General features: G+C 49.6%; 16 protein-coding genes. 11 read left to right on the plus strand and 5 right to left on the minus strand.

Annotation, left to right across the window (positions count from 1 at the left end):
* The first annotated feature begins 73 nt into the window (after positions 1 to 73).
* From NYR52_RS04060 to NYR52_RS04070, 3 genes are all read left to right on the plus strand, one after another.
* Entirely contained in the window at positions 74 to 358 is a 285-nt protein-coding gene (locus NYR52_RS04060) for a hypothetical protein (RefSeq protein ID WP_132219769.1), read from the plus strand.
* On the plus strand, positions 358 to 1,053 hold the full coding sequence (locus NYR52_RS04065; RefSeq protein ID WP_259436724.1) for a lysoplasmalogenase: 696 nt from the start codon (positions 358 to 360) through the stop codon (positions 1,051 to 1,053). The genes NYR52_RS04060 and NYR52_RS04065 overlap by 1 nt, the downstream gene beginning before the upstream one ends.
* Before the next feature lie 126 nt (positions 1,054 to 1,179).
* Positions 1,180 to 1,605: a hypothetical protein gene (locus tag NYR52_RS04070; protein WP_259436354.1), complete on the plus strand. Its 426-nt coding sequence runs from the start codon at positions 1,180 to 1,182 to the stop codon at positions 1,603 to 1,605.
* 134 nt (positions 1,606 to 1,739) lie between these two features.
* Here NYR52_RS04070 and NYR52_RS04075 read toward each other — a convergent pair whose 3' ends face one another.
* Positions 1,740 to 2,090 carry an aminotransferase-like domain-containing protein gene (locus NYR52_RS04075; protein ID WP_132219772.1) on the minus strand — a complete coding sequence of 117 codons (351 nt, stop codon included), beginning with the start codon at positions 2,088 to 2,090 and terminating at the stop codon, positions 1,740 to 1,742.
* A 544-nt stretch (positions 2,091 to 2,634) separates the two neighbouring features.
* Here NYR52_RS04075 and NYR52_RS04080 point away from each other — a divergent pair.
* A complete protein-coding gene (locus NYR52_RS04080) occupies positions 2,635 to 3,936 on the plus strand; it encodes a homoserine dehydrogenase (protein ID WP_132219773.1) in 1,302 nt (433 codons plus the stop codon).
* A 216-nt stretch (positions 3,937 to 4,152) separates the two neighbouring features.
* Here the strand turns inward: NYR52_RS04080 and NYR52_RS04085 are convergent, their stop codons facing one another.
* Both NYR52_RS04085 and sigJ read right to left on the minus strand, forming a co-directional pair.
* Positions 4,153 to 4,605, minus strand: a complete 453-nt coding sequence (locus tag NYR52_RS04085) for a carboxymuconolactone decarboxylase family protein (RefSeq protein ID WP_132219774.1) — start codon at positions 4,603 to 4,605, stop codon at positions 4,153 to 4,155.
* Positions 4,606 to 4,700: 95 nt separating this feature from the next.
* Positions 4,701 to 5,600 carry an RNA polymerase sigma factor SigJ gene (sigJ, locus tag NYR52_RS04090; protein WP_259436355.1) on the minus strand — a complete coding sequence of 300 codons (900 nt, stop codon included), beginning with the start codon at positions 5,598 to 5,600 and terminating at the stop codon, positions 4,701 to 4,703.
* 318 nt (positions 5,601 to 5,918) lie between these two features.
* Here sigJ and NYR52_RS04095 point away from each other — a divergent pair, with 318 nt between their 5' ends.
* A complete protein-coding gene (locus tag NYR52_RS04095; RefSeq protein ID WP_259436356.1) occupies positions 5,919 to 6,167 on the plus strand; it encodes a hypothetical protein in 249 nt (82 codons plus the stop codon).
* Positions 6,168 to 6,702: 535 nt separating this feature from the next.
* Here NYR52_RS04095 and NYR52_RS04100 read toward each other — a convergent pair.
* Positions 6,703 to 7,164 (minus strand): hypothetical protein, encoded by a 462-nt coding sequence (locus NYR52_RS04100; RefSeq protein ID WP_132219777.1) that lies wholly within the window; start codon positions 7,162 to 7,164, stop codon positions 6,703 to 6,705.
* Positions 7,165 to 7,576: 412 nt separating this feature from the next.
* A complete protein-coding gene (locus NYR52_RS04105; RefSeq protein WP_132219778.1) occupies positions 7,577 to 8,206 on the minus strand; it encodes a competence protein CoiA family protein in 630 nt (209 codons plus the stop codon).
* A gap of 417 nt (positions 8,207 to 8,623) precedes the next feature.
* Between NYR52_RS04105 and NYR52_RS04110 the strand changes: the two genes are divergently transcribed.
* The 6 genes from NYR52_RS04110 to NYR52_RS04135 all read left to right on the plus strand — a co-directional run bounded on the left by NYR52_RS04110 (position 8,624) and on the right by NYR52_RS04135 (position 16,507).
* On the plus strand, positions 8,624 to 9,055 hold the full coding sequence (locus NYR52_RS04110; RefSeq protein ID WP_259436357.1) for a hypothetical protein: 432 nt from the start codon (positions 8,624 to 8,626) through the stop codon (positions 9,053 to 9,055).
* A gap of 459 nt (positions 9,056 to 9,514) precedes the next feature.
* Positions 9,515 to 11,044: a multicopper oxidase family protein gene (locus NYR52_RS04115; protein ID WP_259436358.1), complete on the plus strand. Its 1,530-nt coding sequence runs from the start codon at positions 9,515 to 9,517 to the stop codon at positions 11,042 to 11,044.
* Positions 11,045 to 11,259: 215 nt separating this feature from the next.
* Positions 11,260 to 12,246: a 2,3-diaminopropionate biosynthesis protein SbnA gene (sbnA, locus tag NYR52_RS04120; protein ID WP_132219781.1), complete on the plus strand. Its 987-nt coding sequence runs from the start codon at positions 11,260 to 11,262 to the stop codon at positions 12,244 to 12,246.
* Between the two features lie 30 nt (positions 12,247 to 12,276).
* Entirely contained in the window at positions 12,277 to 13,296 is a 1,020-nt protein-coding gene (gene sbnB, locus NYR52_RS04125; RefSeq protein ID WP_259436359.1) for a 2,3-diaminopropionate biosynthesis protein SbnB, read from the plus strand.
* 126 nt (positions 13,297 to 13,422) lie between these two features.
* A complete protein-coding gene (locus NYR52_RS04130) occupies positions 13,423 to 15,258 on the plus strand; it encodes an IucA/IucC family protein (protein ID WP_259436360.1) in 1,836 nt (611 codons plus the stop codon).
* Positions 15,259 to 15,262: 4 nt separating this feature from the next.
* Positions 15,263 to 16,507, plus strand: a complete 1,245-nt coding sequence (locus NYR52_RS04135) for an MFS transporter (RefSeq protein ID WP_259436361.1) — start codon at positions 15,263 to 15,265, stop codon at positions 16,505 to 16,507.
* Positions 16,508 to 16,527 lie beyond the last annotated feature (20 nt).

The following is a 16,527-nucleotide window of genomic DNA, read 5'->3' on the forward strand; positions in this document are numbered from 1 at the left end:
TCTCACTTGCTCACCGGACCGGCATCCTGAAGAGCTTCAAGCGACTCGGGTTTCATTGGGGGTGCTGGAAATTGTGGCTTGGATTGATCTGCAGGTGGTGCCGGTTCACTATTTGCGTTACCGGAGCGCCCGCATGCCCCTGCACCAGTGTTTGGAACAGCTGGATTATTACAACCAGACACATCCCCATTTTGAGTTTTTTTTGGTTTCCCCACACCGACAGGGTACATGTGAAAAATGGTTGGATCGGCCGGAGTCACTCCCGATGCCAGACCGGACTTGGTTCGCGTGGAAAACATGGGCCGATTTTTTAAGGGTTCGCGGGCGGGGTTGGGCCGCACGGGGTGTTTTTGAGTGATGTTGTGTGCACTTTATTTGGCTTACGGTGAAAAAGAAGAGGAGGAAAAGGTGATGCCATACAGTTGGTTAGGGGTTATCATGCTGTCCAGCTTGGCGTATCTGACGGTGTTGGCCAAGGGGTACCAGACGGGGAAATATGTGCTCAAGCCCGGTACGATGGGGCTGATCATCGCCATGGCGGTGGCTGGTTTGGATGGGGGAGATCGGGCGGGTTGGCTAATCCTGATCGGCTTATGCTGCTCCTTGATCGGGGATATTTGCCTGATGTTGCCGAAGGAGCGTTTTTTGGAGGGATTGGGTGCGTTCTTCTTGGCGCATCTTTGTTATGTGGCCGCGTTTTCCACGTTGGGAGATGCGCCACTGCCGAGAGGGTTGTTGGCCGCATTGGTGTGCGTAGGAGTAGGGTATATGTTGGTGTTGCGGGCGGGCGTCGTCCGGGAGGGAGGAACCCTCCTGTTGGTGGCGGTTGGATGCTACATCGCCGTGATCACTTGGATGTTGGCGATGGCGGTGCAGACCGGTTCCCCTCTCCTCATCACCGGTGCTGTCGCTTTTTACTTGTCGGATGCGGTATTGGCGTGGAATCGGTTTGTGCGTCCGTTCCCATGGGCGGAACTGGTGCTGATGGCGCTGTATTTTTTGGCGCAGGCGCTGTTGGCGCTAGCCGTATGGGGAGGATTGCAAACGGCCTAATGGGGAATATATTAATTCCATTCCGTTTATTTACAAATATGAAATAATTAATAATTATGGATAAACTCTTTTGTTTTAATATACAATTAATTAGAAGGACTATTTTCGTTGAAAGGAATGGTTTTCATGTTGAAAAAAGGGAAAGGGTTCACTTACGCATTGGTTACGGCGATGCTCTTGTCTGGGTTTTCATTTCCGTCCATAGCCGGAGCGGCCGTATCCGGCCATGTGTACTGGTCCGGTGCAGGCGTATTGCATCCGGGCGAGTCGATCCATTCCGGAAAAGTGTTTTTGCCAAAAGGAACCAAAGTACTCGAGATCACGCAAATCGCTTCCGGGCGGGATGGGGAAGATCCCTGGCAAGGTTCCTTTGAGATTAAGCTGTTAAACCGCCGAGGCCAAGTAGTGGATTCTTGTTTGGGAGACAACTACAACTTCCAAACCACGGGAGAGTGTTATTTGGAAGGAGTGAAAACAGGCATTCATGAGGTGCAAATCACTAATCTGTCATCACCGGAGATGAATGTCCTCTCTGCTAAGCTTCGTGACTGAATAGGGAGTGAACACGGCTCGGTTTCAGTGCCTTCCTAGAAGTTGTATACGCATACCCATAGAAAGAGGGGGAGGTCATTGGCCTCCCCTTTTTGCGCTTGTCCGTACAAGCCCCAGAATCGTCGGGCATGGTTCTATCTCTTGTGATCCACCGCTTTTTTGATCACTGCAATCCCCTTGTCGATCTCCTCCTCTGACAGCCCACCGAATCCCAACACGATTTGATGCTGGTGCCGGCCTTTTTGTAAGGCGTAATGTTCCACGGATTCCACAAACACCCCTGCTTGGTGAATGTCAGCGAGCAACTCGTCGGTGAACGCCAAGCCGGGGAACTCCGCCACCAGATGCATCCCCGCTTTGCTCCCCAAGATGTTGACTTGGGGGAAGTGGCGGGTAAGTGCTTTGATCAAATGATTGCGCTTTTTGTGATACACCTTTTTCATGTTGCGTATGTGGCGGTCCAAATGCCCTTTTTGATCCATCAAAGGCGAGTAACGATCCAAATATCATTTGTGCTTGCGGAACGGGGATACAAGTGGTGGCGGCAGGATCAGATATCCGATCCGGATTGCAGGGGACAGGATTTTGCTAAATGCGCCGACATAGATTACTCGTTCCGGGGCCATGCCTTGCAAAGAAGGCACCGGAGTTCCTTCAAAACAAAATTCGCTGTCTTAATCGTCTTCGACAATATAGGAGTCATGAAGCCGTGCGCATTCAATCAGCTTCACCCGCCGTTGAATGGACAAGGTGCAAAGAATTACTTATCAGGGGCGCCGATCACAAAAACCCGCCTTTTCCTGAGTGAAAGGGTGGGTTTTTGCAATGGGCTAAGGTACCACGCATGCAAAGAACTAGCCTAGATCCGTGGGCTTTATGAAACATTTACAAAACAATTTGATTTTTAGGTATTGTCATAGGCACTCGACTTCGTTATACTATTCGCATCCAGTAAACATTTGTCCATTGTATAGAGACATTCGGTTTGCGTAGTTTATTATTCTTCCACTTTGACAGAGGAGGTTCAAGATGCAACGGACATCAGTCAATGTCGGCTTGTTGGGGTTTGGAACAGTGGGAACAGGCGTGGTGCGGATTATTTCAGCCCATCAGGAAGACTTGGTCAAACAAACGGGAATGGGTGTGAACATCCATAAGATCCTCGTCCGCGATCGGGACAAGCCGCGGAGCGTTCCCGGCATGGAGCATCTTGTTACCGATCGGGCGGAAGAGATTTTGCAAGATCCCGCCATTGATGTGGTGATTGAGGTGATGGGGGGCATCCATCCGGCCAAAGAATACATCTGTGCAGCGTTGGAGCAAGGGAAACATGTCGTCACGGCTAATAAAGATCTGATGGCGCTTTATGGAGCGGAGATTTTAACTTTGGCCAAAGAGCGGGGGAGTGACGTTTTTTATGAAGCCAGTGTGGCTGGAGGCGTGCCGATTCTGCGGGCGCTGGAAGAGAGTTTCTCCTCTGACCGCATCACCAAAATCATGGGGATTGTCAATGGCACTACCAACTACATTTTGAGCAAGATGAGCCAAGATGGGGCCTCCTATGAGACGGTGCTGAAAGAGGCACAGGCTCTGGGATTCGCGGAGGCCGACCCCTCTTCCGATGTTGACGGGATTGATGCTGCGCGTAAAATGACCATTCTGTCCACATTGGGATTCCGGGTACCGGTGACGCTGGAAGAAGTGGATGTGAAAGGGATCCGCGGAGTGACCCAAGACGATATCGCATTTGGAAAAAAGCTGGGCTATGAAATTAAGCTGATGGGACTCGCTCAGCGTGACGATGACAAGATCGAAGTGAGTGTCGAGCCGACGATGGTTCATCACTCCCATCCCCTGGCTTCTGTCAATGGGGTGTTTAATGCCGTGTATGTGTATGGCGAAGCAGTAGGCGAAACGATGTTTTACGGACCAGGTGCGGGCGAATTGCCCACGGCTACTTCGGTCGTATCAGATTTAGTGATGGTGGTTAAAAATATGAAGCTACATGTGAATGGGCAGGGGATGGTTGCCCCATACAAAGAAAAACGGATGAAAGAAGAAACGGAAAAGTTGTCCAAATACTTTATGCGCATGGTGGTGACGGATCAGCGCGGGGTGCTGGCTCGTATCACCCAGTTATTTGCTGACAATAACATCTCTCTCGGCCAAGTGATCCAACAGCCGCTTCCAGAAAGTGAAGAAGCGGAAATTGTGTTGGTGACGCATGAGATTACCAAACATGATTTGCGGCAGGTTTTGCTGGCGTTGGCGGACATGGATGTGACGAAGGAGATAAAAAGTTGGTACCGGGTGGAGGGCGGCGACGAATAACCCTTAGCGCAATAAGAGGATTTAGTAACGTTTGAAGATCGTGCTCTGGTTGGTTCGCAAGAAGTAGCTCAACCGTGTCCGGGACGAGAGGAGAGAGTGAGGTCATACATCATATGTCTAAGTATCAAACGGTCAAGCAGATCTGCCGTGACATGGAATCGAGGCAGTGTGCAGAAGAAAGCGGGATAGGGTGTGTTACCCCATCCCGCTCTTTTTTTACCAATCCCGATCACATCCGGGGAACATGCCGGTAGAGATGGCGATGCGATTCCAGCTGTTGATGGTGTTAATCACCATGATGAGTGTTACGAACTGTGTCTCGTCGTAGTGAGCTCGAACTTGTTCATACAAATCATCAGGCACGCCAGCCTCGGAGATGTGCGTGACCGCTTCTGCCAAGGCCAGAGCCGCCCGTTCTGCTTCAGTGTACACAGGGGCCTCACGCCATACGGGGAGCAGGTCAATGCGCTCTTCCTCCACCCCCAATTTGCGCAAGTCTTTGGTATGCATGGCTACACAGTACGCGCAGCCGTTTAGTTGCGAAACGCGAAGCTTGATGAGTTCTATCAATGTTTTATCGAGCCCTGAGCTATTGATAAACTTTTCCAGCTGAAACATCGTTGCCAATGCACCGGGATTGGCTTGGCGGTAATTCATTCTCGTTTTCATCGTATCTCCTCCGTTTGTCCATAGATTGGGTACTGCATAGTAATGGACAACGGACAATGGGGAAATGTGACATTGCGGCGCCATAATTTTTTTATTTATTCCCGGGACGATATTGCAGGATGGCTGAGGTGCTGCAATTTATCGGGATTGTTGACGAAAAAGATGTGCGTTGCTTGCGTCCCGTTCTCATGCGGGGAGAAGCTGATAGCCATGCTGACAGCTTGTTGTCCGTTCTTTATCAACAACAGCCCGGGTTGCCCATTCAAGGTCACTTGGTACAAAGTGCCATTGAAGGCTCCTTTTCTTGTGATGCCTTCCAAGAAGGCGCGGATGCGTTCGCGGCCGATGATCGGTTGAATGGCGGCACGAACTTTTCCGCCACCATCAGACAACAAGACGGCATGTTCGGTCAACAAGTCGATAAAGCGGTCAAACTTTCCGGTATGAACCGCTTGCTGAAATGCTTGCGCCAGTGCCTCGGCCTGAGCCGATTTATAAGAGGGGAGGTCGGAGGACGTTTGCAATTTGGTTTTAGCACGACTGTATATTTTGCGGCAATTGGCTTCTGATTTGCCCAAGACACGGGCGATTTCGGCATGAGTGTAACCAAGCGCTTCCCGTAACACGAACACAGCCCGTTCCCCGGGGGAGAGCTGTTCCATCATCACCAGCAAGCCGTAGGCCATGGTTTCCTGCTGGATCACTTCCGTCACTGGGTCTGCGTGGTCGCCGGAGCTTTGCAGGGGTTCAGGTAACCATGGCCCTACATAGGTCTCCCTTTTATGGCGTGCGGATGTTAAGAAGTTCAAACAACGGTTGGTGACCAACTTGATGAGATAAGCTTGCGGATGGCGGATCAGTCCGATATCGTTGCGCTGGATGTTCACAAACACATCATGAACCAAATCTTCGGCGTCTGCGAGCGTGCCTACCATCCGGTAAGCGACTGAGATCAGCAAGGGTTTGTAAGTTTCATAGAGTGTTTCATATTCCATGTTGGGTTGCCACTTCCTTTGATCATGAACGTGTTCCAATCTCATCATATGCAATGGATGTGGGCGAACCAGAAGAGGTCTGTGAATCTTTCCGGAACATGTGGGTCCGGTGGGGCATCGGCCTGAATATAGAGTAAATGGTTGATTCACCCAGAGCGGAATAGGAAAGTGCCACATATATTTTTTCATGACAATTACACAATGCCAAAAGTGAGGGATAACATATGGATTTGTTGGATTTCTATCCGGATATGCTGAATGACGAAATGATGGGTGAATGGGAAGAGTTAGAAGCGATGTTGGAAGAGGAAGCCAATATTGATCAATATCAAAGCTGGTTTTGCCGCCAAAATCCTTGGCATCCGTCCTGCCGTCGCGATCGTCGTGACCGCCGTCGCTTCTGTCGTGAAAACCCTTGGCATCCATCCTGCCGCCGTGATCGTCGTGACCGCCGTCGCTTTTGTCGTGAAAACCCCTGGCATCCATCCTGTCGCCGCGAACATCGTGATCACCGCCGCTTCTGCCGTGAAAACCCTTGGCATCCGTCTTGTCGCTGGAGATAAATGATCCGCGCCGGAGTGTTGATTTCATCATCCCTATGCTGACCGAGAGGATGCTACGGCTCAAAATGGGTTTACGCGACTCACAGTTCCAATTGCCGATGTCGGTTTTCAGGCCGACCAAAACCACTGCCTTCAGAACACCGATTTGGCTGAGTTCTTCGATTAGGGCGTGTCTGATATATAGGCCAGCGGTTCCTTAACCATTTTCTCATTCGCTTCCCTTGTGCATCGGTGCTCATCGAGAAAAGGTTTTTTCCACCGCTTCTTCTCACCAACTTGATTTGCTAGGCACACAATGGTGCAGAGTCTTCCTTCCAAGTGATTGCATGTATCCCCCATCCTTTATCGCAGTGCAACCAGAGCGCATAATAGCAGGCTTTGTCCATACCAGTTTTTTTATGTGAAATGGGTGCAGATCGTCGAAAAGCGTTAGCAGAAATAAGTTTATTCGTAGTAGCCGTGGGCATGATAAAACCCTTAAAAGCAACGGCGTGAATGCTTTTAAGGGTTTATTAGTTTTGCTGTTTAGTGTAGCAGAGTTAATGGGCTAGCACACCGTCAAAACCCAAGTTGTGTGCGACAACCTTCACTTTGTAGCTGCCTTTTACTTTTTCGTAATAGTGGACATACCGCTTTTTCCCGATGTCGGGGATGTCGGTCACATCATGTCTGGATTCGTACGCCAGCTTGCCGGTTTTGTCATAAAACTGAACAGCGATATATTTGCCGCCTGGCTGTTGTGGGAGGTCAGGGTTGTCAATCAAATAAAGCGTGCCGTCAATCCGGCTGTTTGGATTGCCAGTAAAACGGAGGAACTTGCCATCTGCAATCCAGACTGATTCATAATAAGCACTTATGTCTACTTGATTAAGGGTTTGCGTTTGCCGTTCGATACTTGTATTGCTTGCGAAAGCAAAGGCAACATTGGTATGGCACATGCCAGTTGAGAAAAGGATGGTTGCCGCTGTTGTGATTGCAAATGATTTCATTTTTCTATTCATAAGAATCTCCCCATTCGTTATGGTATGAAGCCATGTTTTTTCATCGATGGTTTTGCATGTATTTTCTTTTTGTCTGGGGCGTGTCTGGCAAATTAAGTTGATGAGGAAGAAGTGGCGGAAAAACCTTTTCTCGATGAGCGCCTCGTCACGTGTGAAGCGAATGAGAAAATGGTTATGGATCCGCTGACCTATTCATCAGACACACCCTAGTGATGCATTGGTTCGTTTGCTGATTTCTTCCAAGCAAGCCCTCCTAGCCGTGTTATGTGCGCGGCAACGAATGCTCATTGGGAAAAGGATGTTCCATTTGCTGATGATTTGTGAAATCACTCGTTGGTTTTTTCACCAGAATCGATCAAGATAGTGAGCCGATGAAAAATGGCACTCCTCTAATAGAAAGGCAAAGTCGTGTTTAATGGTGGTTAGGCAAGGAAGGATAGGGCGGAGCGAAATCAAATAAATTCAATTGGGTTGGCATGGATGTTGAAAAGTTCATATGTGGGTTGAGTGATGAAAGTAGGTAGGGATTAGATAAGACTTCTTCGGCGGAGACTTCCAGCCAAGAGGGATGTTTGATGTGCCGGATTCGGGGCTTATCCCGGATTTCGATGTGCAAGATGGGATAACCGTGCCGATCAAGCAGAGACAGGTGGGAGTGGAGCGTCCGTTTGGGGTAGATGCGAATACTGTGATTCAGTTTGATTTGATGAATCTCTTCCCGTGGGAGTTCGTAACGTTTTTCGCAGAAGGGTTGCACTTCTACCGGATCACCGTTTCCCTTTATCCAACGGGTCAACACCCAATGGAGAACATGTTTGGCCAGGACGACTGACGAATGCTCCAGTTTGCACTTGGCTTTGGTCGTGTGCGCGAAATAGGGGTTTTGCAATTTGCTTAAGCGCAGGCTCAATGCGTTATTGCATTCAGGGCACCGATGCAGGTTACCACGTACTGCTTCTTCGGGCGAGATGACTTGCCCATCGGGGGCCAGCGCACACGGGACGAGTTTATATCGTTTCCGATGTTTGGCTCGAATTGGCATATCCCTTCCTCCTTTCAAATTTTATCATACTATTTGTAAATATTATACACCTAACGTCGGGATGAATAAAAGGAGAAAGGAATATTTCGTTGCTATAGACATGACATTGCAAATGGTATATTGCTGGAATTCAAACTTATATTTTTATTTGAAATGTAAATTTGTTTGCTACGCAGACTTTTATGATTAAAGATCGACATGTGCCCGGCTGATATGAAAGCGTTTATCACGGGTGTCCAATCCTATTTTCAATGTAAGCCCTAGTCCAGATCGTGTCACAAGTCAGAAATGAAATAAATTGGTAACAAATTAATGGAAAAAGATGGATGATATATTGGGATGATGAAGAATTTATCTGTATTAACGGAATTTGAGGTGAGTTGACCAATTTCATTGCAATTAGTGGAGAACAAACAAATGAATGGGTCGTCGAATGGGATTGATACAAGCAAAACGTATAAATTGGTCCCTGGAAACAATGGCCAAAGGCCGTTGACTTTTGAAAGAATGTCTGGCTGGGAGCAAGCGGTGTTGCTGAATTACGCGTCTGATCCATTGGGTGGGACGCCGATCAGGCTTCATCGGTTTGATGATACCAGATATCGCATCCAAGCGCTAATGTTGGATAAGGAAGAGTCGGTGACTTGGGTCAGGGGGCTGAAGCGTTGGTTGGTTCTTGACAAGGAACGGGAGTCAACGGTTTGGCACTTTGAGCAGAAAGGGGACAATCTGTACGTCATTTCAGGTTGCTTGGGCTATTGGAATTGGCTCCAACCACCCCATTCGCACAGAAAGTGGGTTCATTTGTCGACAGAGCCGTTGACATGGCACTTGGTGCCGATCAGCTGAAGGAGCCAGCTAGTCGGGATACTGGTGCCTGGGAACAATCGAAGAAAACAAAAGTAAAAGAACGGTCATTGCGACGGTTCTTTTACTTTTGTTAGTTCATATGAAATGTTGCTCCCTTTAAGATCGGATGACGTTTCTTTTGTCGATCGCTCAAGAAGAGAAAGGAGGGGAATCCTCTTCGTAATCTTGGGTTTGACTGTTTTCTGATCGGCTTTTACATGGGTCGATCAGATACAGGCCATTTGCCAATCATCGTCAAATTGGACGGAGCATCTGTTGATGTTGGTTCCATTTAATTGGATTGGCGGCACCGACTTTGCCAGATGCTCCTACCCTTATGAAGATGTTTTGTAGTAATAATTGAATAATAATATTATTTCATCGTCTCCTATCTTCATCACATCTACATAACCGGTCTTTATGATAATTGTTAGATATGATGAGGGTAGGTGAAACATAATGAAAAAAATAATTAACAAATGGACTTTATTGAGCATCGCAGCTCTACTTGTTGCGGGTATTATCGTCTCGGTGTTTATATACAACTCGAAAACTAAAGTAACCACCGAAAATAAAGAAGGTGGACAGTTTGCAACTGCTAAAGTCTCTAAGGATCAACAAGGCCGTACTTTAAAACAATTTACCGTTGTAGCTAAAGAGACAAAATGGTTGCTTGACTCTGATATTGAGGTAAATGCTTTGGCTTACGATGGAACAGTTCCCGGCAAGACCATTCAGGTTAAACAAGGGGATCGGGTACAAATTAAGCTAAAAAACGAGATGAGAGAGCCCGTTTCGATCCACTGGCATGGCTACCCGGTTCCAAATGCAATGGACGGCGTTCCTGATATTACTCAAGATCCGGTGGCACCTGGAAAAAGCTTTACGTACGACTTTGTTGCTACCGTTCCCGGAACCTATTTTTATCATTCCCACTTTGACAGTTCAAATCAGATGGATCGTGGCCTTTACGGAGCGTTCATTGTTTTGCCAAAACAAGAGACCCCCAAATATGACCGTGAATATGTTCTTACCTTGGATGAGTGGATGATAGATAAAGAGACCGGTAGAGAAATGAACATGGAGGGTTCAGCAAATATGGATCACTCCAATATGGATCATTCCAATATGGATCGCGATGAAATGATGAATAAAATGTATAACGTGTACACGGTAAACGGTAAAACCGGTTCATCTGTTAAACCAATCATAGTGAAAAAAGGAGAACGCGTACGCATCCGCTTTATTAATGCCGGCTTTCAAACTCACAAAATCCATCTTCAAGATCAAGAGTTCCAGGTGATTGCCAGTGACGGAAATAATATAAAAAATCCGGCTGTTATTAAAAATCGAATCATTGCCATCGGGGCTTCGGAAAGGTATGACATCAGCTTTATTGCAGGAGAGAACAGTTTTGCCATTGATCTTCATGACGGAACTGCCGGGGCAAAAACACTTTTGATTCCGGTACAAGTGGAAGGAGACAACAAAGCCGTATTCAAATCCGACCAGTCTCAGTTACCAACATGGGATATGGTAAATTATAACAAGGACTCAACCTATCAATCGGGGGATTTCCAATCTTCTTATATACTTCGCTTAAATACCAAAATGGAAAATGGGGAGCAAGTTTACACGATTAATGGCAAGACTTGGCCCAATACAGATCAGATTCCAGTAAAATCCGGAGAAAAAGTCAAGATTAAGCTGATTAACGAGGGCAAATCGGATCACCCGATGCATCTCCATGGTCATACATTCCAAGTACTGACTAAAAACGGTAAGTCTGTTTCTGAGAACATCAAAAAAGATACCCTCGTTGTGAAACCGGGTGAAACCTATGAAATTGGCTTTACAGCCAACAATCCCGGACACTGGATGTTCCACTGCCATGATCTTCATCACGCCGCGGCAGGAATGATGACCGACGTTAAATACAGTGATTATCAAGCAAAATATCAACCTAATCGAAATAAGGCACATGAATAAGATGAAATGCTGAATCTTTCAGGCGACCTAATCTCTATAGGTCGCCTTTTATCAGGAATTTGTTGAAAGAAGCATTTTAGAAAGCGGCGCCAAGCGGGTTGTTGCCAGGAATATAAAATAATGCAATTAATTCTTACGAAATGGATTGACCTGATAATGATTATCATTTAGTATTGTTATTGAAAATCATTATCATCTCAGAAAGGGTGAGACACATGCCCGTCTCCATCCATAAACAGGATGAGAACAAGGCTCTCCCTTCGTCAATCATCGAGTGCGTGGGGAATACGCCGTTGGTTAGTTTGCGGCGGTTGTTTGCGGGAACCGGTGTGGAGGTATTTGCCAAACTGGAATACATGAACCCGGGAGGTAGTATGAAAGACCGTCCCGCCCGCTTCATGATTGAACAAGGGTTGCGCGACGGCACCATCACCGCCGATTCGCACATCATCGAAAGTAGTTCCGGCAATCTGGGTGTGGCAATCGCGATGGTGGCTCGCGTGTACGGTTTGCCATTTACTTGTGTCGTCGATCCCAAAACGGCGCCAAGCAATCTCAAAATCTTAAGTCAGTTGGGCGCCAAGATCGAGATGGTGACAGAAGCTGATGATCAGGGCGGTTATCTCAAGACGCGAATTCGTCGCGTGCAAGAGTTGTTACATAGTATTCCGAATGCAGTATGGATGAATCAGTATGCCAATGAGCGGAATTGGCAGGCTCATTATTATGGAACGGGGAGCGAGATGGCAAAACAGCTGCCTCAAGCGCCGGACTGCCTGATTGCGGCGGTGAGTACGAGCGGCAGCATCTTGGGGTGCGCTAGACGGCTGAGAGAAACGTATCCCGATGTCAAAGTGATCGCCGTGGACGCAGTTGGTTCTGTCATCTTCGGTACACCACCCAAGCGCCGCGAGTTACCGGGTATCGGCTCCAGTCGTGTTCCCGAGATCCTGGTCAGGGAAGAAATTGACGATGTGATCCATGTCAATGACCGGGAGTCGGTCGAGGGGTGCCGGGACTTGTTGTACCATGAAGGGATTTTTGCAGGGGGATCTTCTGGTTCGGTAATCGCCGCGATCAAGAAGTTGATTCCCACTGTACCCAAACCATTTCGCATCTGTACAATTTTGCCCGACCGGGGAGACCGGTATCTGGACATGGTGTATGACGAGGACTGGGTAGACCGTTTGCCAACTACTTAAACCAATCATAAACATAAGAGGTGTTTCAACATGACACAAACGCAACAACCTGAACTGCTGTATCTGTCCAAGCGAGACATTGTGGAGCTGGGCGGAGATCATTCCAATCTGTATGTAGCGGCGATTGAACGGGCGCTCACCCTGCATGCGGAAAAGAACTTTGTGCAACCGCTAAAGCCATATCTTCGCTCGCAGGGCGCGGATGGGCATATCGCCGACCGCATCATCGCTATGCCGGCGCACATCGGAAATCCGGGCATTTCAGGGTTGAAGTGGGTCGGAAGCAAGCACGACAACCCCAAAAAACGGGGCATGGAACGGGCCAGTGCGTTGGTGATTCTCAATGATCCCGAAACCAACTACCCCGTCGCTGTGATGGAAGGAAGCCTGATCAGCGGGATGAGAACGGCGGCTGTGACAGTGGTCGCTTCCAAACATTTGGCCAAGCCAGGCTTTACCCATGTGACGAGCATTGGATGCGGTGTTATCGCAAAAATGCAATTGTTCTCGATGATCGAACAGTTCCCCCAAATCAAAACCATCCATCTTTATGATGTATTCCCAGAGGCCGCGGTGAAATTGTCCAAGGCGATTCGGCAGAAAGCCCCGGAAGTGGAAGTCGAATGTTGCGACACGGTAGAAGCGGCGGTTAAGCAAGGGGAAGTAGTAATTACTTGTACTGTGGCGGACAAGCCTTATATTCCGTACGCTTGGATTCAAAAAGGGGCGTTTATCAGCAACGTCTCCATCATGGATGTGCATAAAGAAGTATATTTGCAAGCGGACAAAGTGGTTGTGGACGATTGGGAGCAAAGCAATCGCGAGAAAAAAGTGATCAATCAGCTCGTGTTGGAAGGGCGCTTCTCGCGTGAGCAGTTGCATGCAGAATTGGGTGAAATCGTGGTGGGGAGAAAACCCGGACGGGAGCGCGACGATGAGATCATCCTGCTCAATCCGATGGGGATGGCCATTGAGGATATCGCCTGCGCGGAACAAATTTATCGTGAGGCAGTCAAAAAGCAGATCGGTACCAAATTGAGCCTTTACTAGACGCTCATCAAAGAGAGATTTCTCGCCGTTTCCCCGGTTGACGAGTGGATTTGAACGCGACCGGGGATGTTTTTAGGAGAGCAAACGAAACGACAACATGATTGGACGGGAAAGGACGTAGAGGCAATGAAGCTTTCAGATAACCCCCATGCTACACAAAAAGCCGATGCCGAGGAACAAGTGTTTACCGACTTGGTAAATGCCCTGATCTATGAGGATTTCATGGGGATGAGGAGTCGAAGCATGCTACTTCGCGATCCACAGGAATTACTGGCTCAGACGGGTATGACTTTAGCTGAAGCGGAGAGTTTGCTTGCGTTTCCGCTTCGGGATGGCCGAACCTTGCATTTTCGCGTAATTCCAGACAGCCGTTTTCAATCTTACCGTTTCAGCCGTCCCCCGATTCTGTTGGCGGGGGCGGAAGAAGGGGAAACCAGGTTTCGCCCGCTAGAAATGGATGAATACGTGCGGTTGTTGGCCGAGGAGGCGGAGGCTGGTCCCTTCCCCAATCTGGCTGGATTTTGTGACGAGTTGAAATTGGCAGTTGAGCAGACCATCCTTTCTTCACAAGCTTCGACGGCACTGGAGATCACGAGGGGTGTCGTGAGCTTGCGGGAGTCTGAACGTTACGCTTCTTTGCGGGATCGCCCTTTCCACCCTACTTCCCGAGTGAAAAACGGGTGGGACAAAGACGATTATTCCCTGTATGGGTCGGAGTTTGGTCAGGTGTTCGGATTGGACTGGGTCGCTGTTCGCAACGATCGGGTGCGCTGGGGGGATAGAGGAAAATCCCCGCTTTACACTGAGCTGTTGTCCGGTGAGGATCAAGAGCGTTTGCTTCGTTCCCTCCAAGCGAAAGGCTTGTCACCCACGGATTATTGTCTGATGCCTGTTCACCCTTGGCAGATGAAGCATGTGCTTCCTCGCGTGTTTGAACAGGAGCTGGCGGAGCAGGTTATCATTCCAGTGGCGTCCGGACTGGGGCAGTTTACGCCGAGTTCTTCGGTGCGCAGCTTGATTCCGCTACACAATCCGACTGTGCACGTCAAAGTGCCGTTAGGTGTGTATGCGTTGGGTGCCATTCGGATCATGCCGCCGCGCTATTTGGAAAACGGGGTGAAAGGGCAGAAAATGGTGGAGCGGCTTTGCGCGGGCGAGGCGCAAGCGACTCCTTCCATCGCTGTCTGCGATGAGGAAAGCTGGGTGGCATACACCGCCCCCGGTGAAGATCCGTTTGCTGACAAGCCGGGTCATCTCGGCTGTTTGGTGCGGCGATATCCGCAAACGATGCTGGAAGCGGATGTGGTTTGTCCGATGTCTGCACTTGCGGTATTTACGAAGCGGAGAGAGGCTCCTCTGATCGAGCATTTATTGCGCCAACGGCAGGAGACGGACGGACGAGCCTTGTTCCGTGACATTTGTCAAGCGTTTATCGGGCGCGCAGTGTGGTTTGCCAAGGTGGGCATCTTGCCGGAGATGCACGGACAAAATGTCGTGTTCCTGTTTGAACAGGGACAGCTTAAGCAACTGTTGTTGCGGGATCATGATACGGTACGCGTCTATCCCGAATGGATGGAGCGCGCCGGCCTGCCGCCTGTTCCATACACGGTGAAACCCAACACGCGAAACACGCTGATCCTGGGTACAGCGGCCGACTTTTTATCCTATTTGCAGACGTTAGGCATCCAAGTAAATCTGGCGTCGATCCTGCAGGCATTCGCCGCGTGCGGATGGCTGTCTGAGGATGAAGGGTGGCTCATGATCCGGCAGGAATTGGAGCGGGCTATCAAACAGGCCGCGCCGGCCGGGGTGATGACGGAGATGGCTGAGGTGTTGTTGGAAGCCGAACATTGGCCGGTCAAGGAGATTATCGCTCCCCTGTTGCGCCGGAAGGGCACCGGCGGCGGAAGTATGCCGTCAGGTCAAGGAAGCATTGCCAATCCATTGCGGTGGGAGGGGTGATGGGATGAACGGACTTGCCTGGAAGCGCAACTTTGTCACGTTGTGGGCCGGACAGTTCATCTCCACCGCTGGCTTGACGGTGATGGTGCCCCTGCTCCCCTTTTATCTGGGAGAACTAGGTGGACAAACCGGCGCCCAGCATGGCTGGATGGGGCTATGCTTGGCGGCGCCGGCGCTGACCATGTTTATCTTCTCCCCGCTTTGGGGGCGGATCGGCGATCGGATCGGCCGCAAAATGATGGTGGTTCGGGCTTTGATGGGACTGGCTTTCAGTCTTCTGCTCATGGGGTTTGCGCAGACACCTTTGCAACTCTTTTTATGTCGGCTGTTGCAAGGAGCGTTTGGCGGCGTAGTGGACGCTTCGGCGGCTTTTGCCAGTGCGGAGGCGCCGCAAGGAAAAAACGGGAAAACGCTGGGAAGCTTGCAGGGGGCGACCGCGGCTGGCTCCTTTTTGGGCCCGCTGTTGGGAGGGATTCTGGCCGATACGTTCGGTTATCGCACCCTGTTTGTAGCGATGGCGGCTTTGACAGGTGTCAGCGCTCTGGTAGCGGCTTGGCTCTTGCACGAGAGCAAGGGCGCTTCCACCGCCAGTCAAGCGGAACCACGTCTCCCTCTCTTCTCCGCATTGCGATCGCTTGTGCAGAAGAAAGAAACGCGAGCCTTTATTGTGGCCGGGATTTGCGTGCAATCGGGCATTTACGGTTTGACGGTGATCTTTGCGCCTTATGTGCAAAGCATGACCGATGGAGGGGAGCGCGCCGCGACATGGGTGGGCGTGTTGCAGGCGGTGATGTGGTTGGCGACGATGGTAGCCTCACCGTGGTGGGGGAAACAAAACGATCACAAACCGGTGCGGCTCAACTTTTTTGTCGCTGCGTTGGGTTGCGGGATCAGCATTTGGCTCCAACTGTTACCCACATCTGCGGTCTGGTTGATCCCACTCAGAATGGTACAGGGGCTCTGCTTTGCGGCACTGCTTCCTTCTGTGTATTTTCAAGTGAGCCGTTCATCCCGCCGCCAAGACCAAGGGATGAACATCGGATTGACGAACAGCTGCTTGGTCGGAGGGCAGGTTATGGGCTCTTTGGCCGGTGCCGGACTAACCGGATTTCTATCATTGCCGACGGTGCTTTTTTGTATGGGAAGCCTGTTCGTGTTGGGCGCGTGCGCCGTTGCAAGCGGCAGGCCGACAAACTCGGACCGGACTTTCCATCTGCCCTTTGTATCGCGCAATGATCAGGTAAGCTGATCGCATCATCAATAGAAAGG

Origin of the sequence: Laceyella sacchari, assembly GCF_024927925.1 — a bacterium.
Lineage (GTDB): Bacteria > Bacillota > Bacilli > Thermoactinomycetales > Thermoactinomycetaceae > Laceyella > Laceyella sacchari.